This window comes from Sphingopyxis sp. KK2 (assembly GCF_001990265.1).
Lineage (GTDB): Bacteria > Pseudomonadota > Alphaproteobacteria > Sphingomonadales > Sphingomonadaceae > Sphingopyxis.
Window position 1 is genome coordinate 25,934 of sequence record NZ_LYVN01000010.1, and the last position, 21,956, is coordinate 47,889.

General features: G+C 67.2%; 17 protein-coding genes. 9 read left to right on the top strand and 8 right to left on the bottom strand.

Annotation, left to right across the window (positions count from 1 at the left end; all coding sequences use genetic code 11):
• The first annotated feature begins 14 nt into the window (after nt 1-14).
• Nucleotides 15-497: a cupin domain-containing protein gene (locus B1A78_RS22180; protein ID WP_077145526.1), complete on the top strand. Its 483-nt coding sequence runs from the start codon at nt 15-17 to the stop codon at nt 495-497.
• Here B1A78_RS22180 and B1A78_RS02995 read toward each other — a convergent pair.
• The 6 genes from B1A78_RS02995 to B1A78_RS03020 form a co-directional block, all read right to left on the bottom strand.
• Nucleotides 494-2,692, bottom strand: coding sequence for a M20/M25/M40 family metallo-hydrolase (locus B1A78_RS02995; RefSeq protein WP_077145527.1), 2,199 nt, complete (start codon nt 2,690-2,692; stop codon nt 494-496). The two genes, B1A78_RS22180 and B1A78_RS02995, sit on opposite strands and share 4 nt — an antisense overlap.
• A 33-nt stretch (nt 2,693-2,725) precedes the next feature.
• Nucleotides 2,726-4,039 carry an MFS transporter gene (locus B1A78_RS03000; RefSeq protein WP_077145528.1) on the bottom strand — a complete coding sequence of 438 codons (1,314 nt, stop codon included), beginning with the start codon at nt 4,037-4,039 and terminating at the stop codon, nt 2,726-2,728.
• A gap of 67 nt (nt 4,040-4,106) precedes the next feature.
• Nucleotides 4,107-4,832 (bottom strand): IclR family transcriptional regulator, encoded by a 726-nt coding sequence (locus B1A78_RS03005; protein WP_077145529.1) that lies wholly within the window; start codon nt 4,830-4,832, stop codon nt 4,107-4,109.
• Nucleotides 4,833-4,925: 93 nt separating this feature from the next.
• Nucleotides 4,926-5,690, bottom strand: a complete 765-nt coding sequence (locus B1A78_RS03010; RefSeq protein ID WP_077145530.1) for an SDR family NAD(P)-dependent oxidoreductase — start codon at nt 5,688-5,690, stop codon at nt 4,926-4,928.
• 12 nt (nt 5,691-5,702) lie between these two features.
• Nucleotides 5,703-7,181 carry an aldehyde dehydrogenase gene (locus tag B1A78_RS03015; RefSeq protein WP_077145531.1) on the bottom strand — a complete coding sequence of 493 codons (1,479 nt, stop codon included), beginning with the start codon at nt 7,179-7,181 and terminating at the stop codon, nt 5,703-5,705.
• Between the two features lie 127 nt (nt 7,182-7,308).
• Nucleotides 7,309-9,990 carry a LuxR C-terminal-related transcriptional regulator gene (locus B1A78_RS03020; RefSeq protein WP_077145532.1) on the bottom strand — a complete coding sequence of 894 codons (2,682 nt, stop codon included), beginning with the start codon at nt 9,988-9,990 and terminating at the stop codon, nt 7,309-7,311.
• Between the two features lie 203 nt (nt 9,991-10,193).
• Between B1A78_RS03020 and B1A78_RS03025 the strand changes: the two genes are divergently transcribed.
• From B1A78_RS03025 to B1A78_RS03040, 4 genes are read left to right on the top strand one after another with little or no spacing between them, the layout of a single operon-like run.
• Nucleotides 10,194-11,792 (top strand): hydantoinase/oxoprolinase N-terminal domain-containing protein, encoded by a 1,599-nt coding sequence (locus tag B1A78_RS03025; RefSeq protein ID WP_077145533.1) that lies wholly within the window; start codon nt 10,194-10,196, stop codon nt 11,790-11,792.
• On the top strand, nt 11,782-12,888 hold the full coding sequence (locus tag B1A78_RS03030) for a DUF917 domain-containing protein (protein ID WP_077145534.1): 1,107 nt from the start codon (nt 11,782-11,784) through the stop codon (nt 12,886-12,888). The genes B1A78_RS03025 and B1A78_RS03030 overlap by 11 nt, the downstream gene beginning before the upstream one ends.
• Nucleotides 12,885-14,153, top strand: a complete 1,269-nt coding sequence (locus tag B1A78_RS03035) for a cytosine permease (protein WP_077145535.1) — start codon at nt 12,885-12,887, stop codon at nt 14,151-14,153. The genes B1A78_RS03030 and B1A78_RS03035 overlap by 4 nt, the downstream gene beginning before the upstream one ends.
• Nucleotides 14,150-15,019 carry an alpha/beta hydrolase gene (locus B1A78_RS03040; protein WP_083733773.1) on the top strand — a complete coding sequence of 290 codons (870 nt, stop codon included), beginning with the start codon at nt 14,150-14,152 and terminating at the stop codon, nt 15,017-15,019. The genes B1A78_RS03035 and B1A78_RS03040 overlap by 4 nt, the downstream gene beginning before the upstream one ends.
• Here the strand turns inward: B1A78_RS03040 and B1A78_RS03045 are convergent, their stop codons facing one another.
• Nucleotides 15,020-16,744: an amidohydrolase gene (locus B1A78_RS03045; protein ID WP_179101961.1), complete on the bottom strand. Its 1,725-nt coding sequence runs from the start codon at nt 16,742-16,744 to the stop codon at nt 15,020-15,022.
• 253 nt (nt 16,745-16,997) lie between these two features.
• Here B1A78_RS03045 and B1A78_RS03050 point away from each other — a divergent pair, with 253 nt between their 5' ends.
• The 4 genes from B1A78_RS03050 to B1A78_RS03065 all read left to right on the top strand — a co-directional run bounded on the left by B1A78_RS03050 (nt 16,998) and on the right by B1A78_RS03065 (nt 19,940).
• Nucleotides 16,998-17,414, top strand: a complete 417-nt coding sequence (locus tag B1A78_RS03050) for a GntR family transcriptional regulator (RefSeq protein ID WP_077145536.1) — start codon at nt 16,998-17,000, stop codon at nt 17,412-17,414.
• Complete coding sequence (locus tag B1A78_RS03055; RefSeq protein ID WP_077145537.1) at nt 17,411-18,505, top strand: PepSY domain-containing protein; 1,095 nt, start codon at nt 17,411-17,413, stop codon at nt 18,503-18,505. Before B1A78_RS03050 ends, B1A78_RS03055 begins: the two co-directional genes overlap by 4 nt.
• A 127-nt stretch (nt 18,506-18,632) precedes the next feature.
• Nucleotides 18,633-19,259, top strand: a complete 627-nt coding sequence (locus tag B1A78_RS03060) for a hypothetical protein (protein WP_144037657.1) — start codon at nt 18,633-18,635, stop codon at nt 19,257-19,259.
• Nucleotides 19,260-19,268: 9 nt separating this feature from the next.
• On the top strand, nt 19,269-19,940 hold the full coding sequence (locus B1A78_RS03065) for a Fe2+-dependent dioxygenase (protein WP_077145539.1): 672 nt from the start codon (nt 19,269-19,271) through the stop codon (nt 19,938-19,940).
• 6 nt (nt 19,941-19,946) lie between these two features.
• On the opposite strand, the gene B1A78_RS03070 is transcribed toward B1A78_RS03065, so the two are convergent.
• Complete coding sequence (locus B1A78_RS03070) at nt 19,947-21,884, bottom strand: NAD(P)-binding protein (RefSeq protein WP_144037658.1); 1,938 nt, start codon at nt 21,882-21,884, stop codon at nt 19,947-19,949.
• Nucleotides 21,885-21,956 lie beyond the last annotated feature (72 nt).

Sequence of the window (21,956 nt, forward strand, 5' to 3'; positions counted from 1 at the left end):
GCAAGGCTCTTCCGATGGACGATATCAGCCGCCGCAACCTCCTCGCCGCCGCCGCGGTCGGATCGATGGCCGGCCCCGTCGCGATGGCCGCTCCCGCCACCGCGTCCAAGGCCCGTCCGTCGCGCTTCATGGTCGAGCGCGCGACCGAGGGGTTCAACAAGTTCAAGGCGGTCCACGAAGGCCTCGGCGAACTCGGCGTCCGGCTGTTCGATTTCGATGGCGCCGCCGCGCCCGCCAATTTCATGATCTATGACATCCCGCCCGGCGCGAGCGAGGGCGTGCACCTCCACAATCTCAGCGACCCGGCGCTCGGCCCCTATGAGGAATATTATTATATCGTCGAAGGCAGCGGCGTGATGACGATCGATAAGGAAAGATTTCCGGTCACCGCCGGCGACCATGTCTTTGCGCCGCTCGACAGCTGGCGGGGCATCGCCAACGACCATCCCGCCGACAATCTGAAAATCTTCCTGACCTATATCGACCGCTCGGTTTAGCCTGCGGGCGCCGCCGGCAGGCGCAGCGGCCGGATCCACACCTGCCGGTCGCCGGTATGCACCGGCTGCGCGGTCGCCGGGCGCTTCGCGACCAGCTTCGCACCGGCCTCCCCCGCCCCATAGCGCGTGCGCCGCCAGCTGATTTCGGGCAGCTCGCCCTTCACCGCGAGGTCGAACTCGACCTCGAGGCGGCGGCAGGTGCGCCCGGTGCAGCCGATATAGACGGGCTCTCCCCTGATCGCCGGACGCGTGCCGTTGACGCGGATGTTCCGCATCGCCTTGCCATCCTCGATCAGCAGCTCCTGCCGGTCGGACGACGGGGCCACCAGTGCCAGGCGGATGGTGCGGCGAATGCCCGTGACCGTGTCGGACAGGATTTCGACGCTGCCGTCATCGGCCAGCTTGGGTGCCGGCGCGCGCCAATAGCCCTTGTCGTCGGGCTGGTCGGCGAATTTCGCCTGTGCGGCGATGGCGGGCGGCACCGGGCCATTGTCGTCGATCAGGAACGCCGCCTTTCCGGCATCATCCTCATGGACGATGGTCAGGTGGCGCGGCGCACCGGGGCCATAGGCGGGAACCATCAGCGCGGCGACGAAGGCACCGAGCATGACCACCGCAAAAACCGCCGGGGTCGCGCGCGTCGCGCGTCCGGCGCCGGGCAGGAAGAAGAGATACATCAGCACGAGCAGGAAGGTCGCGAGCGCCGCCTGTTCGATGAACAGCCCCTCCTCGAGTCCGCCGCCGAGCGGCAGCGCGACGAGCAGGTAGACGACCGCCGCGGCGACGAGCAGCCATGGCACCGCGCGCCGCCCGGCCGGAACGAGCGCGGCGACCGCGGCCGCGATGACGAAGGGCATCGACCAGGCCGCGAGGATCGTCAGCCCCGGCACGAAGGCGAAAGCGGCAAGGATGAGGATCGCGAGCCAGCCCCAGGCCGCCGCGGTCCCGCGCGCCGCATTGTCCTCGCGCGACAAGGCGAGAATCGCCGATGCGCCGGTGAGCGCCGCGGCGGCATAGAGCACACGAAAAACGACGGGCCAGGCGGTGCCGAAATCCGCCTCGGGCCGCAGCGCCCCGACGAGCATTGCGGCGCCGATCGCGAGGCCGGTGCCGACCACGATCGCGAGCAGCGGGATGAAGGCGCTGCGGATGCGGCGCGCGGTGCCGCCGCGCCAATAGAGGAGGCCTGCCGCGGCCAGCCCCAGCCCGACGACGACCGCGGCCGCGATCTGGGGCAGTTCGAGCAGAAATTGCCGCCCCACGTCGGTGTAGACGCGCTGCCCTTCGGCGCCTGCCTTCTTTTGCGCCGCGAAGCGCTCGACCGCCGACAAGGTCGTCGCGCCCATATGGCGCACCGAATTGCGATCGAGATGCGCCAGATTGTCGAGCGGCGTGTGATAGCGCTTGCCGCTGCCGATGATCGAATAATTGCCCGCGTCGACCTTCAACGGCAGCAGCATCGTCAGATCGGTGTCGTTGGGCAGCAGTTCGTAGAAATCGGTCGAGAGCGAATTGGCCGACGGCAGCGGCCGGCCGATCGCGGCGGCGTCGCGCGCATTGGGGGTGCTCGTCTGGAACATGTTGGCGCCGCCGGTGGTGCCGCGCGCCTCCATGTTGATCACCGCGCCAACGCGCTTCGCGAGCGGATCATGCGCAGCGAAGGCGGCAGCGCCGATCAGGCCCGCTTCCTCGGCATCGGTGATGACGACGAGCACCGGGCGCGCCAGCGTCCTGCCCTTGAGCTGGGCCGCGATTTCAAGCGCCACCGCCATGCCGAGGCCGTCGTCCGCCGCGCCCGGCCCCGCCGCCACCGAATCATGGTGCGACAGGATCATCAGCGCATCGTCCCCTGGCGGGGTGACCCAGAAGGCGATGTTGCGCGGCCGCGAGCAGATGGCGGCGCCTTCGCGAAGGTCGTTGCAGTGGAAGCGTTCGTCGACCTGCGGCGTGAAGCCGGCCTTGCGGATCTCGGCGAGCAGCCGTGCTTCGACCGCGTCGTTCGCGTCGCTGTCGGTCGGGTGCGGGCGCTCGTCGCCGAGGATCGTCGCGAGCCGCGCCACCGCGCGGTCGGTGTCGAAGGGGGTTTCGACCGACGAAGGCGCCTCGACGCCGATCGGGCGCAGCGTCCAAAGCGCGAGCAGGACCAGCCCGATGACGATACCGCGCCCCGCGCCGCTTTTGATCCAATCAGCCATATACCCCCCAAATTGACCCTTGGCCCCTTGCCCTTAACCGTTGTTCGCCGAAGTCTCGCGCGGCAGCAACAGGATCATCGCCGCGGCGAGCAGGCCGCCGAGCCCCATCACCAGCGAGACGAGGAGCAGGCTGCCGCCGCTCGCGAACAGCGCGCCCGCGACCACCGGACCCAGCGCCGAGCCGCCGCGCCCGATGCCGATGACGAAGCCCGTGCCGCTCGCGCGGAGCGCAGCGGGATAGGCCTGCGCCAGCAGCGGATACATGCCGACAACCCCGGCGTTGATGAAGAAGGCAGCGATCGCGACCGTGATCGACAGCCGCGTGAGGTCGGCCCCCGCGACGCCGAACAGCGCGATCGCGACGAACCCCGCAAGCATCGCTCCCGCCACCAGGGGACGGAGGTTGAAGCGCTGGCTCGCGAGCCCGATGAGCACCGCGCCCGCGAGATTGCCGACATTGGCGGCGACGAGCACCCGGCCCGCCTGCGCCGCGTCGAAACCCATGTCGACGACGATCTTGGGCACCCATTTCTGGATATAATAGAAGAAGAGGATCTGCGCGAAATAGGCGATCGTCAGCAGGATCGTGATGCGCGCGAAGCCGGGGCCGAAGAGCGAGGTGATCGACGGTTTCAGCACCTCGGCGGGGACCGGCGGCAGCGCCTCGGCCGGTGCGTGGCCAATGCGCGCCAGCGTGTGGTTCACCCGCTCCAGCGCGCCCGCCGGACGCCGTGCGATCAGCGACTCGATCGATTCGGGCAGGAAGAAAAAGGCGAGCGGGATCATCGCCGCCGACGCGATCGCGCCGAGCATGAACACCGATCGCCAGTCGCCCGTTTCGGCGAGCAGACGCGACGCCAGCAACCCGCCGAGGATCGCCCCGGTCGAATAGCCCGCGATGTTGAGCGCGACGTTCAGCCCGCGCCTCTTGTCGTTGGAAAATTCGGCGACCATCGCGCTCGTCGACGACAGCATGCCCCCGATGCCGATGCCGGTCAGGAAGCGCACCACCGACAGGCTGGTCACCCCCTCGGCATGCATCGCCGCATACATGCCGATCGCCATCACGATCAGGCAGGCGAGGATCGTCGGGCGGCGGCCGACGCGGTCGGCGACATTGCCGATCAGTACCGACCCCGCCGCCATGCCGAGCAATTCCATCGACAGCACGATGCCCAGCGTCGCCTTGTCGACACCCCATTCCTCGGCGATGCCGGGCGCGGCGAAGCTGATCGCGAGTACGTCGAAACCGTCGAGCGCGTTGAGCGCGATACACAAGGCGACGACGACGATCTGGAGCGTGCGCATCGGCGCGGCGGCGATCACCGCCCTTGGGTCCTGGCTCATGATGTGACTCTCCCGCCGGCGGCGTCCCCTGTGGGCGCTCCGGTCCATTCTCGTTCCGGATGATGCGTTATTTCAGCTTGGCGAGATGCTTGGCGGCGATCGCCGCCATTTCGGGTCGCCGCTCGAGGCAGCGCGACACCGGGCCGACCACCACCACCGACAGCAGCCGGTCGTTGCCGGGAAGTGGCAGCGCCACACCCGCCAGATCGGGGGTATATTCGGTGTTGCTCTGGTGCCAGCCCAGTTCCTCGGCTTCGTCCAGCCGCGCCTCGACCGCCTTGGCATTGGTGGGCGTCGTCCGCGAATAGCGGACGAAATCGATCTTTTTGTACAGCCGCTCGCGCTCGACCTTGGGCATCTGCACGAGCAGCGCGCGCCCCGCCGAGGTCGCATGGATCGGCACCCGGTCGCCGACGGTCGCAAAATAGCGCACCGGCTGCAGCGATTCGACGACGTCGACAAAGGTCGCGTGGATGCCGGCGGGCGCCGCGATCGCCACCGTCTCGCCCGTCGCCGCCATAAGGTCGCGCGCGAGGCGATGATATTTGTCGGGCAAGGGCTCGGCCTGCGCCACCGCCTCGGCGAGCACCAGCCAGCGCGGGCTGGGGTAATAGCCGCCGCGCCCGCGCGGTTCGTAGAGATAGCCCTTCGACGCCAGCGTCGCGACGATCTTGAAGGTGCTCGACCGCGGCCAGCCGAGGTCCTCGGCGATTTCGGCGGCGGTGGCCGGACGCAGCCGCTTGGCGAAATATTCTAGGATTTCGAGGACGTTCGCGGCCTGCCGCACGATCATGGTCTGGTTCGCCTGCTATGCTTCGTGACATCCCATATGGCCGAAGCGGCGCGTCCGGAAAAGCCGTCAGCATTTCCGGGTGCGCGCTCACCGTCAGCGCGCCGTAAAGCCGCCATCGACGGGCAGCGCCACGCCGGTGACGAAGGCCGCCTCGTCCGACACCAGCCACAGCGCGGCGTCGGCGACCTCTCCCGCCTGAACGAGCCGTCCCATCGGGACATTCGCCATCAGCTTCGCCTCGTTCGCCGCGGCTTCGGCGGGGTCGCCGCTGCGTCCGGTGAAGCCGATTTTCATCGGCGTGTCGGCAAGGCCGGGACATACGACATTGACGCGGATCTTGTCCGCCGCGAGCGCGAGCGCGAGGCTCTTGGTCAGCCCGACGACGCCCCATTTCGCGGCCGAATAGATCGGGCTCATCATCGATCCGACGAGCCCCGAGACCGATGCCGTGAACAGGATCGACCCGCCGCCGCGTTGCCGCATATGCGGCGCGGCCTTGCCCGCCCCCAAGGCGGCCGACGTGACATTGAGCGCGATCGCCTTGTCATAGGCGGCAAGGTCGAGATCCTCGACCGAGGCGGGACCGGGCATGCCGGCATGCGCCCAGAGGATGTCGAGCCCGCCGAGCGCTGCAGCCGCCTGATCGATGCTGTCCTTTGCGCCGTCGGGATCGAGCAGATCGGCGACGATCGGAACAACCTTGTCGGCACCGAAATCGGCGACCAGCGCGTCGAGCGCCCCGGCACTGATGTCGATCGCGGCGACGCGCGCGCCTTCGCGCACGAAGCGTTCGACGCCCGCGCGGCCCATGCCCGATGCGGCGGCGGTGACGGCGGCAAGCTTGCCTTGCAGACGCATGTTATCTTCTCCTCAGGATGCGAAGGGGTCGGGGAACCGCCCCGTCGTCGATACGATGGTGGTTTTGGTTTCGAGGAAGGGGTCGAGCCCTTCGATGCCGTTCTCGCGGCCCCAGCCGCTGGCCTTGACCCCGCCATAGGGGGTCGACCAGCGGATGTAGCGATAGGTGTTCACCCACACCATGCCCGCCTCGATCCGCGCCGCGACGCGGTGCGCACGCCCGGTGTCGCCCGACCACAGCCCGGCAGCGAGCCCGTAAGGCGTCGAATTGGCGATTCCGATCGCCTCCTCTTCGTCGTCGAAGGGGATCAGCGCGGCGACCGGGCCGAAGATTTCTTCCTGCGCGATGCGCATGCCGCCCGACACGCCGGCGAACACGGTGGGTTCGACGAAATAGCCGCCCGCCATTCCTTCGCGCTCGATGCGGCGGCCACCGGTGACGAGTTCGGCGCCCTCGCCCTGCCCGATCGCGACATAGGAGAGCGTCTTGTCGAGCTGCTGCTGGTGCGCCTGCGGCCCCATATGCGTCGCGGGGTCGAGCGGCATGCCGACGCGCACCCGCCCGGCGCGTTCGCGAAACGCATCGACGACCCGGTCGTAGATCGAGCGCTCGACGAGCACGCGGCTGCCGAGCGCGCAGCTCTGCCCGCACAGCGCCCAGGCCGATCCGGTCGCGGCGTTGAGCGCATTCTCGATATCGGCATCGGCGAAGATGATGTGCGGCGCCTTGCCGCCGAGTTCGAAGGTGCAGCGCGTCAGCGTGTCGGCCCCCGCCTTCAGGATCGTCTTGGCGGTCGCGCCCTCGCCGGTGAAGCTGATCTTGGCCAAGTCGGGATGTTCGACGAGCGCCGCCCCCGCAACCGGCCCGTCGCCGGGCACGACATTGACCACCCCCGGCGGAAAGCCTGCTTCCTCGAACAGATGCGCGAGCGCCAGCGACGACGCCGGGGTCTGCTCGGCAGGCTTCAGCACCACGGTGCAACCCGCCGCGAGCGCCGGGCCGAGTTTCCACGCCGCCGCCATCATCGGCACATTCCACGGCGTGATCGCGCCGACGACCCCAACCGGGTGGCGCGTGGTGAAGGCATGGACACTGTCGTCCATCGGGATCGTCCGCCCGCCGAGCTTGTCGGCGAGCGAGGCGAACCAGTGATAATATTGTGCGTGCAGCCCGATATCGCCGCGCGATTCGCGCACCGCGCGGCCATTGTCGCGCGTCTCGACTTCGGCCAGCGCATCCACGTAAGTAGCGTAAAGATCGGCGAATTTGCGCAGCAGCGCAGCGCGTTCCCACGGCGGCATCTTGCGCCAGGGGCCCTCGAACGCGGCCTTCGCCGCTGCGACCGCCCGGTCGATGTCGGCACGGCCGCCATAAGCGACGTCTCCCCAAGGCTCGCCCGTCGAGGGATCGATGCTGGGACGCACCCCGCCATCGATCGGCTGGACCCACTCGCCACCGATGAACAAGCGATCGAACCGGAACTCACCCATCACTCTCACCTACATAGTTTCTGATATTGGACATAAATGTCCCCATATAGAAATATAAGTCAAGCGGGCGAACGGGTAACCGCCCGCCCGACATGGGCGACCATGGTCATCGCGATGCGGGGTGTGGCTATGGCATCCCGGCGGGGATCAGGCCTCTTTCGGCGGAAATGCGCACTGCGTCGCGGCGCTTGCTGACCCCGATCTTGCGGAACACCGACTTCAGCCGATATTTCACGGTGTCGGGCGACATGCCGATCAGCCGAGCGATTTCCTTGTTCGAATGGCCTTGGCTCAGATAGAGCAGCACCTCGGCCTCGGCCTCGCTGAACATGCCGAGCACCGTGACATTGTTGCGATAGACGGCGAGCGATTTCACGAGCGATTTCATGAACTGGGCGCGGAACCGGTCGACCTGCGTATCGGCGTCGAGCGCGTCGTCGAGGCACGCCTGCACGAAATGCCGCGCCTCAACGAAGGGACGCACGATGTTCTGGAACATCGCGATGCCGACTGCTTCGTCGAAGCAGGCGCGCGACGCGGCGGTATCGCCGCGCATCCGCAGGCCCGCGGCGGCGAGGATATTGACGTCGATCAGCAGCCGGCCCGCGCCATGCTGTTCGGCCCAGTCGCGCAGCTTCTGCAACTCTTCGAGGGCCAGTTCATACTCGCCGATCAACAGCCGCAGCCGCGTCCGGCACAGGCTCGCGGCGACCGCGACCGGGCGATAGGCGGGCGACTCCTCGTGCATCATGTCGGCCATCGGATCGAGCCCGACCACCGCCGCGGCCGCGAGCACCGCATGCGTCGGCGCGCCCTGCGAAATCTGAAGCTCGATGCTGCAAATATCGGCGAGCATTTCGAGCTGGCGCAGCCGCCGCCGCGCCGCGACCCGGCGCGCGCGCGCGATCACGTCGCACGCTTCCTCGAACGCCCCTTCGCCCGCGAGCGCGCGTGCTTCGGTGAAATAAGCCGCGGCATAGACATCGACCCAGCCATCAGACTGTTCCATATGCGGCAGCGCCCAGGCAAGAAGCTCGCGCGCCTCGGCCACCATATCCTGTTCGAACAACAGCTCGGCGCGGAACGCAGCACAATTGGCCGCAAGGTCGGATCGATCGCCATAGGTGTCGGTGATATTGGCGCAGGCGGCGTGCAGGATCGCCTCGGCATCCTTCGACCGCCCCTGCGCGCGCTTGATCCGCGCTTCGAGGAAGCGGGTAAACAGGTCGCTGTAGAGCGAGCCGATCGCGAGATAATGATCGCGCGAGGCCAGCGTCGGCTGCAACGCGCGTTCGAGCCAGCCGCCCTCCAGATATTTGGCGCCCAAAGTCTCGCTGATGTTGGCGAGGACCAGATGGTCGTTCGCGGGCAGCTTGCGGAGCAGCGCCTCGCGCGCCAGCAGATCGTCGAAGGTCACCGGCTGGTTCTCATAATCGGTCAGCGTGTCGCCGACGACGCGCACCTCGGTCTTGAGATCGACCGACAGGTCGGCGCCCTCGACCTCTGAAAGAAAGAGGTCATATTCGGCGCGCGCCGATCCGAGTTCGCCGAGCTTGATCTGCAGATAGACCTGCGCCAGCGCGAGCCGCGGTCGTCCGCGGATCAGCGCGATCGGCAGCTTGGCGAGGCCGCGCTCGACCACGCCCTGCAGGCCTTGCGGGATCAGGCGCCAGCCACCCGCCTCCTCAAGGATCGACGCGACGAGCAGGTCGTCCCCCGACAATATCGCATGATCGAGCGCCTCGGCGGTCTGCCCGCGTTCGGCGAGCCAGCTCGCGATGCGGCGCTGGAGCGCGGCGAACTGGACGCGGTCGGAGCGTTCGAAGCGGTCGCGCAGATATTCGGCGAACAGCTGGTGATAGCGATATTCGCGGCGTTCCCAGCTGACGGGGGTGAGGAACACGCCCTGCTGTTCGAGCCGTTCCAGCACCATCCAGCCGTCCTGCCGGTCGCAGAGCAGGTCGACCATCTCGCCGGTCAGCCGGTCGACGAGCGCGGTACGCGCGACGATGTCGCGCGTCTCCTGCGGCAGCGTCATCAGCACCTGTTCGGACAGATAGCGTGCAAGGTCGCTGCTGGTGCCGCAATATTCGTCGATGACGCGCTCGGCCTCCATGCCGCGCTTGATCGACAGCGAGGCAAGCTGGACCGCAATCGGCCAGCCCTCGGTGCGGTCGAGCAGCGTGTCGATATCGAGCGTTTCGAGCGGCCGGTCGGTACGCGTCAGCAGGCATTCGGTTTCCTGCGCCGAAAAACGCAACTCCGCCGGGCCGATTTCGAGCAATTGTTCCTCGGCGGCGAGGATCGACTGGCCGACCCATGGATAATCGCGCGACGCGAACAGAAAATGGCAATTGGGCGGTGCGAGCCGTACCAGCGTTTCGAGGAACTGGCCGACCGCCTCGCTGAAGGCATGGTGCAGGTCGTCGAGGATCAGCACCACCGGCGCCTGGCTTTCGCCGATCTCGTTGATCATCGCCGACAGCGCCGCGCGCGGCGGCAGGTCGCTCGTCGCCTTCGCTTCGCCATCCGCCTGGTCGCGGCGCAGCGCCAGCAGCAGATAATTGACGAAGCGCTTGAGATCGCGATCATCGCGCTCGAGCGTCAGCCAAGCGACGCGCGCCGTCTCGGCGCCCAGCGTATCGCGCCACTGCGCGAGCAGGCTGGTCTTGCCATAGCCTGCGGGCGCATGGACGAGTGTCAGGCGGTGGCTGAGCACACCCTGTAGCTGGCCGAGCAGCACCTCCCGGCGGATCTGGTCGCCCATCCACAGGGGCGGATCGAACTTGGCGGCAATCAGGTCCTGCATGGCTCAACCTCTTACGCGTGGCAGTCGGTTTCCGGTCAGGGAGGTTACGGATCGATGACAGCCCTGACAACCGCCTGAAAAGCCTTACCCGTCTTCTTCAAAGCCATTACCCGTTCACGGTCCCCGGCACCCGTTTTACGCGTTGCGCCTGCCCCATCCCCCCAGTGTAATCGGCAGGCAAGAGGCTGCGGGAGGATGATTGAGTGCGCATCGGTGTCGACGTCGGAGGAACCAACACCGATGCGGTGCTGATTGCCGGGGGCCGCGTGGTCGCCTCGACCAAGCAGCCGACCAGCGCCGACGTCAGTTCGGGCGTCACCGCCGCGATCGGGGCGATCCTGTCGCAGGCTGGCGTATCCGCCACCAATGTCTCTGCCGTCATGATCGGCACCACGCATTTCACCAACGCGCTCGTCGAGCGCGACCGGCTCGACCGCGTTGGCATCATCCGGCTCGCGAGTCCCTCGGGCGAAGCCCTGCCCCCGATGACCGGTTGGCCCCCGGCGCTCGTCGACCGGATCGCGGGCGCGACCTTCCTGCTGCCCGGCGGCTATGAAGTCGACGGGCGCGAGATTTCGGCGCTCGACGAAGCCGCGGTGCGCGCAGCAGCGCGCGACTGCCGCGAACAGGGCATCACCAGCATCGCGGTCAGCTGCGCCTTTGCCCCGATCAACGCCGCGATGGAGGAATGGGCGGCGGCGATCATCGCCGACGCGCATCCCGATGCGCAGGCCAGCCTTTCGCACAATGTCGGCCGGCTCGGGCTGATCGAGCGCGAGAATGGCACCATCCTGAACGCCGCGCTCGCGACCTTGGCGCAACATGTCATGGCCTCGCTCGAACGCGCGCTTTCCACGCTCGGCATCGCCGCCCCGCTCTATATCTCGCAGAATGACGGGACGCTGATCTCGGCGGCCGAGGCGGCGCGCTATCCGGTGCTGACGATCGGGTCGGGGCCGACGAACAGCATGCGCGGCGCCGCCTTCCTGACCGGGGTCGACAACGGCATCGTCATGGATGTCGGCGGCACGACCTGCGACATCGGCGTGCTCGCCGGCGGTTATCCGCGTGAATCGTCGATCGCGGTCGACATCGGCGGGGTGCGGACCAATTTGCGCATGCCCGACATTCTCGCGATCGGCCTCGGCGGCGGCACGCGCATCCATCTGGGCGACAGCGACGACGGCGTGACCATCGGACCCGACTCGGTGGGCTTCCGCCTGACCGAGGATGCCTGCCTGTTCGGCGGATCGACGCTGACGACCAGCGACGTCGCGGTCGCGGCGGGCAAGGCCAGCTTTGGCGATCCCGCACTGATCCCGGCACTCGCACCGTCGCTCAGCGCCGCGATCCTTACCCGCATGGCCGACATGCTCGCCGACGGCATCGACCGCATGAAGACGCAGTCGGGCGATGTCACGATCATCGCGGTCGGCGGCGGCCATTTCCTGATCGACGACGATGTGAAGGGGGCGGCGCATGTCGTGCGGCCCGACCATGCCGCGGTCGCCAACGCCGTCGGCGCCGCGATCGCCCAGGTCGGGGCGCAGGCCGACCGCATCATCGATTATGACGCCGAACCCCGCGCCGCCGCGCTCGAGGAAATGCGCGAAACGCTCCTCGCGCGGGTCGTCGCGGCGGGAGCCACGCGCGAAACAGCAGAGATTGTCGACATGGACGAAGTGTTTCTTTCCTACCTGCCCGGCCGGTCGGCGCAATTGCGCATGAAGGCGGTCGGCAGCCTCGCCGATGCCGACAGCGCGACCGCCGCCCCGCGGACGGAGGCGCGCCATGTTCATTGACGATGCCGCCGTGCTGGCGGACCTGGCGAGCGGCGCGGCCTTTCTGGGGTCGGGCGGCGGCGGCGATCCTTATTACAGCCTGCTGCTGGCCGAGGCGGCGCTCGCGCGCTGCGGACGGTTCGAGCTGGTCTCGCTCGCCGATGTGGCCGACGATGCGCTGCTCGCCCCTTGCGGCTGGATCGGCGCGCCGACGGTGTCGGTCGAAAAATTGCCCAACGGCAAGGAGGCGGTGTCGGGGCTCCGGCGGCTCGAGGAGATCATGGGCAAGCCGATCGACGCGGTGCTGCCGATCGAGATCGGCGGCGGCAACGGCCTTGCGCCCTTCATCGCCGCGGCCGAGCTGGGCATCCCCGTGATCGACTGCGACGGCATGGGCCGCGCCTTTCCCGAATCGCAGATGGCGATCTTCAACATTCGCGGCATTTCGGCCTGCCCGTCGGTGCTCACCGCCGCCGACGGATCGCTGAGCGTCATCGAGACCGGGGATAATCTCACGCACGAACGCATCGCACGCGCGCTGGCGGTCTCGCTCGGCGGCATCGCGCATATGGTCGAATATCCGCTGACCGGCGCTGAGGCGAAGGCGCATGCCGTGCCGGGCAGCGTCAGCGCGGCGATCGCCGTGGGCCGCGCGGTGCGCGAAGCTCGCGCCGGCGGCGCCGACCCGTTCGCGGCGCTGGGCAAGGCGCTCGAAGCGACCGGCCTCTATCCGCATTGCCTGACCCTGTTCGACGGCAAGATCGTCGATCTCGAACGCGAAACGCGCGGCGGCTTTTCGGTCGGCACGGTGACGATCGACGGTTTCGCGGACAGCGGCCGGATGGAGATCGAGTTCCAGAACGAGAATCTCGTCGCGACGCGCGACGGCAAGGTCCTCGCGATGGTCCCCGATATCATCACCGTGATGGACCGCGACACCGCCGACACGATCACGACAGAAAAACTGAAATATGGCCAGCGGGTCAAGGTGATCGCGGCCGCCGCGCCCGACATTTTGCGCGACGACCATGCGCTGTCCTTTGTCGGGCCGCGTGCTTTCGGTATGGGCTATGACTTCGCCCCGGTGGAAGCGTTGAACGAGACGGAGACGGCATGAGCGCAGAGGCGGGCGGGAATTATGCGAGCGGGCGCCTGCCCGAAGAGCTGACCATCCCCGGCTGGCGCGTTGCGCTGATCATCGCGAGTTTCACCTTCTCGCTCCCCGGCTTTCTCAACAACGCACAGGCGGGGCTCGCGCTCGGCATGAACCAGGCGGTGCTCGCGGCGCTCGGCGCCGGGCTGATCCTCTGCGCGGGGGCCTGCCTGACCGCGATCGTCAGCGTGCGCACCCGGCTCACCACCTATATGCTCGTCCAGCGCTCCTTCGGCCTGTGGGGCGCGGCGCTGGTCAACATCGTCATTGCGATCGTCCATTTCTGCTGGTTCGGGGTCAATGTCTCCTTCTTCGGCGACGCGATGGTCGCCGCCGCGCAGGACGGCTACGGCATCCCCGGGAACTTCAACCTCTTCGTCATCCTCGGCAGCGTCATCATCACCCTGTCGACGATCTGGGGTTTTCGTACCCTCGACCGGCTGGCGATGGTCGCGGTTCCCTTCGTCGGGGTGATCCTGATCGCGGTGTGCGTCGTCGCGCTCGGCGACAATCCCGCCCCCGACCTGGGTCCGGTCGCCGCGCCGCCGGTGCCGATGAGCTTTGGCATCGCGCTGTCGTCGCTCGTCGGCGGCAATCTCCTCACGGTCGCGGCGATGCCCGACCTGTCGCGCTTCATTCGCACCGAGCGCGGCGCGGTGTCGGCGATGCTGCTCTCCTTCCCCTTTTGCGCGCCACTGATCATGCTGGTTTCGGCGCTGATCGCGCTGACCACCGGCCAGACCGACATCATGAAGCTCGTCGTCGCGCTGGGCTTCGGCCTGCCCGCGCTCGCAATGCTGATCCTTTCGGTGTGGACGATCAACGCGCTCAACCTCTATTCGGCGGGTCTGTCGCTGGCGGCGACCTTCCCGCGCCTGAAACAGGGCTGGATCATCGTCATCGGCGGCGCGATCGGCTGCCTGTTCGCGCTGCTCGGCATCATCAACAGCTTCATCCCCTTCCTGATCGCGCTCGGCCTGATCATCCCCCCGATCGCCGCGATTTACGTGATCGACGGCTTCATGACCTTCCGCGATCGCGACGAAGTGGCGACCGTAGCGGTGCGCTGGGAGGCCATAGGCGTATGGATCGGCAGCCTCGCGATCACCCTGCCCGCGATGCAGATGGGCTGGACGCTGACGACGGTACCCGCGCTCGACGCGACGATCCTCGCCGCCGGTGCCTATCTCACCGTGCTGCGCCTGCGCCGCCAGGAGGCATTGGCTTGAAGCTTCTCGCCGCAAGCTTCGTGCTGGCCCTGACCGCGCCCATGGCCACGCTCGCCGCCGAACCCACAGCGCCAGCGCCCTATGCGATGCCCGAGACCGAGGCGTGGGACATGACATCGGCCACGGGCCGGACCTATCGCATCTTCGTGTCGCGCCCCGCAGGCGAGGCACCCGAGGGCGGCTATCCGATTCTGTATGTCCTCGACGGCAATGCGATGTTCGCGGGCTTCGCCGAGGCGCGGCGTATTCAGGGCTTCGGCGGGCGCGACCTCGACAAGATGATCGTCGTTGGCATCGGCCATCCCGGCGAGCAGGTCTATGACGCGCGCCGGATGGAAGATTTCACCGGGCCGCTGGTCACCCCGGCGCTCAAACAGCTTTACGCCAAATATCTCTCGGGCGGCCGCGACGCCTTTCGCGCCTTCCTGCTCGATGAACTCAAGCCCGCGATCGCCAAACGCTACAAGCTGCATCCACAGCGGCAGGCGCTCTACGGTCATTCGCTCGGCGGACTTTTCGCGCTCCACCTCTTCTACTCGCATCCCGGCGCCTTCGACACGATCGTCGCCGCGAGCCCCTCGATCTGGTGGGACGATCAGGCGATCCTCGCCGAAGAAGCCGCTTGGCGCACCCGCGCCGGGAAGGACGCCAAGCTGGCGCGCCGCACGCGTCTGCTGCTGATCGCGGGCGAACTGGAGAGCGACGGATCGATCGCGCAGGACAGCGCCGCGCTAGCCGGGCGCCTCGCGCCGCTGTCGGCAGCGGGGCTGCGCAGCGACTTCCTGCTGCTCGACGGCGAGACGCACGTCACCGTGCCGCACCGCTCGATCACCGCGACGATGCGCGCGGTGATGCGCTGGCCCTGATTATTTGGTCGCGGCGTCCCAGTCGCCGAACACCGGCTTGCCCTCGAACAGGGTGACCAGCACCTTGGTCTTGGAAATCTCATAGACCGGCAGCTTGAAGATATCCTTGTCGAGGATGACGAGGTCGGCGCTCTTGCCCGCCTTGATCGACCCCGTGACATCGTCGAAGCCGTTGACATAGGCGACGTTGATCGTGTGGCTCGCGATCGCGTCCTTCAGGCTGACGCCTTCGTCGGGCAGCAACGGTTTCGCGTTCGGATCGCCCGCGGTACGCCGCGTCATCGCGACCTCGATACCCTCCAGCGGATTCGCGCCGCCCACCGGCCAGTCGGCGCCATAGGCAAGCTTGCCACCCGCGCGGACGATGCTGCCCGCCGGGTAGATATAGGTGGCGCGCTTCGGGCCGATCGCGGCGACGGTCAGGTCCATATAGTCGTACCACGACGCCCAGGTCGGCTGGAACTGCGCAAAGGTCGCGAGCTTGCCGAAGCGCGGCTGGTCGCCGGGGTCGACGACATTCATATGGGTGATCATATGATGCGTCGGTTTGGCGCCATTCGCGGTGCGCGCCGCCTCGATCGCGTCGAGCGAGATATGCACCCCGCCATCGCCGATCGCGTGGAGGAAGGCGTGCATGCCCTTGCCATCGACAGCGGTGACCGCCTGTTTCAGCACCTCGGGCGCGATCTGCGGCGTGCCGCGCTCGTCGCCGCTATTCTCATAGGGCGCGAGCATGAAGGCGGTCTTTTGCGGGATCACCCCGTCGACATAGAATTTGACCGTGTGCGTCGAAATACCCAGCGCATTGGCGCGCTCGGCGGCCTTCAGCAGTCCGGGGAGTTGCTCCATGCCCTCCTCGTTCTTCCACTTCAGCGACACCGCGACATGGCTCGTCAGCTTGCCCGCATCGAGCACCGCCTTATACGCATCGACCATCGCGCTGCCGCCGTCGGCGCCATATTCGACCCCGGCGTCGTTCCAGCTGGTGATGCCGAGGCTGTTGAAATGATCGGCGACGTAGAGGATCGAATTCTGCACCTCGGTCGCCGAGGGCGGCGGGATCATATGCTTGACCAGGTCCATCGCGGCTTCCTGCAGGCTGCCGACCGGCTCGCCCGTCGCGGGGTCGCGGTCGATCGTGCCGTTGGCAGGGTCGCTGGTGTCGCGCGTGATCTTCGCGACCTCGAGCGCCTTCGAATTGAGCCAATAGGTGTGCCCGCCGGTCGATTCGAAGATCAAAGGCCGCGTCGTCGACACCGCATCGAGCAATTCCTTGCGCGGGATGCCGCTCGGCGGGAACAGCGCGTCGCTCCACCCGATGCCATAGACTGCCCCGTCGCCGGGTGCCGCCGCGACGCATTTGGCGATCAACGCCTGATAATCGGCGATCGTCTTGCCGTCCTGCAGCGGGCAGCGCGTGCGGCTCAAGGCCCCGAACAGCGGATGGACATGCGCGTCGCCGAAAGCCGGAAGCACCAGCTTGCCGCCGACATCGACCGTCCGCGTCGCCGCCCCGCGCAGCTTGCTGACGCTCGCCGCCGTTCCGACCGCAACGATCTTGCCGTCCAGAATCGCAACCGCCTCGGCCCAGGGCTGCTTCTCCTCGACCGTATAGACGCGCGCGTTGGTCAGGATCAGGTCGGCCTCGACCCGGTCCTTCGCATGCGCGGCCCCCGACAGGCTCAGCAGGGCGACGAGGGTGGCAGAGGCAACGGCTTTCGACATGGTGGCTCCCGGCGGCTGATGCGAACCTTGTTGCAGGTCCGGCGATCGATGGACATCCCGTCTGTCATTGAACATCAAGCGCCCCGGGTATCGAAGTCGTGGCGCAGGGTAACTCCCGGTGAAGACGGGTAAGCCTTGTCGCCGGTCGCCGGACGCTTCCCCAATATTCGCCCGGCTTACCCGTCCCGTCCCTTTCGCCCGATCCTCGGCGACGGAATAAAAGGCCGGTCAGCCGGATCGAGCGAGGGGAGCAATGCTGTACAACTGGCATATCGGCCTGCGCGACCGCATCGATCGCAGCCGCCGCGACCCACTCCATTTCCAGATCGCCCATGCGATCGTCCATGATATTGAGCATGGGCGGCTTGCCCCGGGCGCGTGGCTGCCGAGCAGCCGCTATCTGGCGGAAACGCTCGGCTTCAACCGAAAGGCCGTTGTACGAGCCTATGAACGGCTGATCGCGCAAGGCTGGCTGACCAGCCTCGGAACGCGCGGGACCGCGGTTGCAGCGGCGCTGCCATGCCTTTCGGCGACGTCGCGATTGCCCGATGCGGGTCCCTGCGGGGTCGGCTATCGCTTCCGCAAACCTCGACGCGACCGCGCGACGCGGGGCCTTGCATCGGTGGCACCCGGCGCATCTTCGGACATCCAACGGAAAGACCAGCAATGACCGATACCCCGCGGGGCAACAGCAAGGCGCGCAAGACCCTGGTGAAAATCCACCGCTGGCTCGGGCTCGGCGCTGCAGCGATCTGGCTGCTCCAGGCAGTGACCGGCGTCATCCTGACCTTTCATTTCGAGGCCGAGGACGCGCTGCTGACAACGCGGAGCCAGCCAACCGACCTCGCCGCGATCGAGCGACGGATCGATGCGCTCGCGACGGCGGGGGGCAAGGCAGAGATCAGCTGGATCTGGACGACCGCGGGCCTTGCCGACCGCTATATCATCCTGCACGATGATCCCGCCGGGGTGAGCCGCAAGGCCTATATCGACGGCGCGGGTGCGATCCTGCGCGACAATCCGGCCGACCGGTACAGCGTCCTGGGCTTCATCCGCGAAATCCATCTGACGCTCGTCGCCGGCCAGACCGGACACTGGATTCTCGCGGGCAGCGGCGTTTTGCTGTTCACCAACCTGATCTTCGGCCTCGTCGTCGCCTGGCCGCGGCGCGGCCAGTGGCGCCATGCGCTGCGTCCCCGCGGCCGGCGCGGATCGACCGCCGGCTATTACGGCTGGCACAAGGCACTAGGCCTGTGGGCGGGCATCCCCGCGCTGGTCATCGTCGGCACCGGCAGCCTGTTCATGTTCGAACATGAAATTCGCGAACTCGCGGGGATCGAGGAAATCACCTTGCCCGCCAATCCGCCGACCAGCCGCCCGATCGGCTTCGCCGCCGCTGCGCGCGCATCGGTCGCGGCGATCCCCGGCAGCCGCTTCGTCGGCACCACCTTCCCCTCGGCGCAGGATGCCAGCTATTATGCATGGGTCCGCGCGCCGGGCGAACTCTACCGCGGCGGCTATGGCGGCAGTCTGGTGATCGTCGATGCCAATGACGGCAGCGTCCGCGGTGCCTGGCCCGCGACCGAGGCCGGGTTCGGCGCGGCGGTCATCGGATCCTTCTACCCGCTACACACCGGCGAAGGCCTCGGCCTCGCCGGGCGCATCCTCGCGCTGGCGATCGGGGTCTGGCTGACCGTCATGATCGTCGTCGGCCTGCTGCTCTGGTGGCGGAGGCGGCCGCGCGCCAAGGCGAACGGCTGAATTACCCTTCGCACCCGCCGCTTACCCAAAGACCCTGCTGACCGTCCCCGCCCATTGTGCTGAGTTCGCTCCGGGCGGATTCGGCGCAACGGGCGCCGGCTGGGTCGTCAATAGGGAGGTCTTGGACATGCAGAAATTTACCATGAAGATGTGGACGGTAGCCGCGGGCGTCGCGGCGGCCACGACGATGGCGCCACCCGCCACCGCCGCCGATCCCAACGCCCCGCAGGCGCCGCAGCCGAGCGAGCTCGTCTACCCCACCGGTTTCGACAAGGCGCTGTCGCTGATGCTCGCGGGCGAAGGCGGCGAGAATGGCATCGGCTCGCACCGCGTGTGGCCGACCCTGTCCTTCCCCGCGCTGACCACCGAACAGATCGGCAAGGCGCTGACCGGCAACACCCTCGCCATCTCCTATCATTATGCGCACCAGTACGGCGCCGACGGCAAGGTCGGCGGCTACAACATCCGCTACGACCCCATCGACGTGAAGAAATGCCCCAAGAAGGAAATCCCGGGCGACGGCCTGCTGCTCTACGAAGGCGTTTGCAGCGCGCAGGTCAACGAGCCGGTGACGGGCAGTTGGAAGGCTGAGGACAACAAGCTGTGCGTCGACATCGCATGGGCCGGCAAGTCTCAGATCACGGGTTGCTATACGATGTTCTTCGTGATGGATAGCGTCGCGATGGTGAAGCCCGACGGGACCGTTTCGGGCAAGGCGCATGCGCTCAAAAAGGGTGCCGCGCCCGACATGTAGGACCAGCAATTGCTGATTTGCATCCCTGATATCCTGAGTGGCGACCAGCTTGAAAAGCTGGTCGCCATGATGGACCGACAGCAGTTCATCGACGGCCGCGAAACCGCCGGCTGGGCCGCTGCGGGGGTGAAGGAGAACAAGCAGGTCGCCGGCAACTCCAAGGACTATGGCGCCATGCAGGCGATGGTCACCGAGGCGCTGGCGGCCAATCGCTTCTTCGCAATGGCGGCGATGCCGCGCACGATGCGGCCCATATTGTTCAGCCGCTATACCGAGGGCATGGGCTATGGCCCGCATGTCGACAACGCGCTGATGGGCGACCACCCGCAGACGCGCATCGACCTTGCCTACACGCTCTTCCTCTCCGACCCCGAGACTTATGAAGGCGGCGAACTCGAGATCGACGAGCCCGCCGGCACGCGCGCGTTCAAGCTGCCCGCCGGCGCCGCGATCCTCTATCCGGCCAATTCGGTGCATCAGGTCGCCAAGGTGACGTCGGGCCGGCGCGATGTCGCGGTGGGCTGGATCCAGAGCCTGGTACGCGAAGCCGACAAGCGCCGCATCCTGTTCGAGCTCGAGAATCTGCGCGCCACCATGTTCGCCGAGAGCGGCAAGAGCGCGGCCTTCGACACGCTGACGCGCAACACCAGCGACCTGTGGCGGATGTGGGCCGAGACCTGAGGCCGCCTAGAGCATATCCATGACCTGCCCGGCGGCGCGGTACGCCTCGTGCATCGCGTGCGCCATCGCCATTTCGCCGAGCAGTTCGGAATGGGCAAAGATGATGCGGCCGTGCGGTTTGCGGATCACATCCGACGGTGGCGGCGCGCCGTCGCGGCCGAAATAGAAACCCGGCTGCGGCGCGACATAGGCATGCCCCCAGCGGTTGAGGATGATCCCCGCGATATCGCGCTTCGCATCGAAACCCGCCGCCGCGAAACCTGCAGTCAATTGCTCGCGCAGCTGGCGCTCGAAATCGGCATAGCTCGTTGCGAACAGCTGCGCACGCCCCGCAGGCCCCTGTTGCGGACCCGGCAAATCGGGGTGCAGAAAGGGGATGTAGAAGGTCAGCACCGTCGGGCTGTCGGGGGTGAAGACCGGCGCGCCGCCCATATCGACATTACGCCGGATCGATGTCTGCCAGCCGAGCGCGTCGAACCAGCGCGTGTTGGTAAAACCCAGCTTGTCGAAGGCGCGCCAGTTACGAAGCGCCACATTCGCGATCATCACCGGCCCGTGGTGGAATTCGCCATAGGCCTTGCGATGCCCCTCGGGCATGTCGGACACGATGCGGCGGTTCACCCAGCCGCCCGATGCCATCACGACCGCTTTCGCCCGCACGCGGCGAACCTTGCCGTCCCGTGCATAACTGACGATCGCATGGTCGGCCGTCGCCGCGTCGCCGGGATGCCGCACGTCGATCGCGGTCGAGCCCGAACGGATGCGGACCTTGTTGCCCGCTTGGTCGAGCTTCGCGGGGTCGATCGCACCGCCGATGGGCGCGAGGCTGCCCTCCCCCTGAGTCCGGATCGCCCCGGGGATCATCCGCGCCAGCATGATGCGCATGAAGGCGGTGTTGCCGCCGGGAAAGGAGACGAGCCCGATGTCCGACGACGAAATCACCTTGTCCTTGATCGTCGTGCCGGGCAGCCGCAGCCGATGCGCGGCAAAGGCCGAGATACCGCTGCCGCACACGCCATAATTGCCGACCGCGATGCCGGGATCGATATAATCGCGCACCTCGGTCCCATAGCCGAGCTTGTCGAGCAGCTGGTAATAGGTGAGCGTATCGAGCCACTTTTCCGGGTCCGCCACCCCGGCCAGCCCGTCGCGCCGGTCGGCGACAAAATCATCGAGCTGCTTCTTTGCCAAAGCCGACCAAGGCGTCTTGGCAAAGCCGTCCTTTGTCGGGTTCGCGACCCAGCCCGTGCCGGGGAAATGATAGCCGGTGGCATAGGCCTTTTCCCATGCGGGGGCCATCGGGCCGAAATGATAGTCGGTCAGCTCATATTTCTCGGCCCCGCCGCCGAGCGGTTCGAGGTCATATTGGGTCGGCAGCCCGAACTCGCGATAATAGTCGGTGAAGATGTCGTAGGTGCCTTCGCCGAAGCTGCCGCGGATATAGCCGGGACGCGGGACGATCGCGCCGTTCGAACCCTGCGGCGCGATCAGGCGACGGCCGTCGATGTCGAACTCGTTCTGCTTCGCCTCGCCGCCGACCACCGGATGATTGTCGAGCAGCAGGCAGGTCTTTCCCGCGCCCGCGCGTTTCGAAAATTCATAGGCCGCGGTCATCCCCGAAAACCCGCCGCCGACGATCACCAGATCGAAATCCTCGTCGACCGCTTTGGTCGAAGGATCGGCATAAAGGCCATCGCGGATGCCATGGGCGGCGTTGACGACGGCCTGGGTATTGCCGTTCGACCAGGCATAATCGCCGACCCCGCCATAGCCGGTCCACGACGATCCCGACGGCGCCCAGGGACCGTCGGCGTTCTCACCGGCGCCGCCGCAACCCGCGACCAGCGCCGCGCCGCTCGCGACCATCGCGCCGTTGAAGAAATCGCGCCGCGTGATGCGACTGCCCATGCCGAGCAGGTCGTCCGACCGTTGTCCGCCCATCATCTGCCTCTCGCACATATTCCAAGAAAAACGGCGGCCGGGGATGCCCCGGCCGCCGCCCCATGAAGACCTTGT

What these genes read in the sequence shown, in the direction of transcription:
- B1A78_RS22180 (WP_077145526.1), top strand. Translation starts at nt 15, where the DNA reads ATGGACGATATCAGCCGCCGCAACCTCCTCGCCGCCGCCGCGGTCGGA.
- B1A78_RS02995 (WP_077145527.1), bottom strand. Translation starts at nt 2,692, where the DNA reads ATGGCTGATTGGATCAAAAGCGGCGCGGGGCGCGGTATCGTCATCGGG.
- B1A78_RS03000 (WP_077145528.1), bottom strand. Translation starts at nt 4,039, where the DNA reads ATGAGCCAGGACCCAAGGGCGGTGATCGCCGCCGCGCCGATGCGCACG.
- B1A78_RS03005 (WP_077145529.1), bottom strand. Translation starts at nt 4,832, where the DNA reads ATGATCGTGCGGCAGGCCGCGAACGTCCTCGAAATCCTAGAATATTTC.
- B1A78_RS03010 (WP_077145530.1), bottom strand. Translation starts at nt 5,690, where the DNA reads ATGCGTCTGCAAGGCAAGCTTGCCGCCGTCACCGCCGCCGCATCGGGC.
- B1A78_RS03015 (WP_077145531.1), bottom strand. Translation starts at nt 7,181, where the DNA reads ATGGGTGAGTTCCGGTTCGATCGCTTGTTCATCGGTGGCGAGTGGGTC.
- B1A78_RS03020 (WP_077145532.1), bottom strand. Translation starts at nt 9,990, where the DNA reads ATGCAGGACCTGATTGCCGCCAAGTTCGATCCGCCCCTGTGGATGGGC.
- B1A78_RS03030 (WP_077145534.1), top strand. Translation starts at nt 11,782, where the DNA reads ATGTTCATTGACGATGCCGCCGTGCTGGCGGACCTGGCGAGCGGCGCG.
- B1A78_RS03035 (WP_077145535.1), top strand. Translation starts at nt 12,885, where the DNA reads ATGAGCGCAGAGGCGGGCGGGAATTATGCGAGCGGGCGCCTGCCCGAA.
- B1A78_RS03045 (WP_179101961.1), bottom strand. Translation starts at nt 16,744, where the DNA reads ATGTCGAAAGCCGTTGCCTCTGCCACCCTCGTCGCCCTGCTGAGCCTG.
- B1A78_RS03050 (WP_077145536.1), top strand. Translation starts at nt 16,998, where the DNA reads ATGCTGTACAACTGGCATATCGGCCTGCGCGACCGCATCGATCGCAGC.
- B1A78_RS03055 (WP_077145537.1), top strand. Translation starts at nt 17,411, where the DNA reads ATGACCGATACCCCGCGGGGCAACAGCAAGGCGCGCAAGACCCTGGTG.
- B1A78_RS03060 (WP_144037657.1), top strand. Translation starts at nt 18,633, where the DNA reads ATGCAGAAATTTACCATGAAGATGTGGACGGTAGCCGCGGGCGTCGCG.
- B1A78_RS03070 (WP_144037658.1), bottom strand. Translation starts at nt 21,884, where the DNA reads ATGATGGGCGGACAACGGTCGGACGACCTGCTCGGCATGGGCAGTCGC.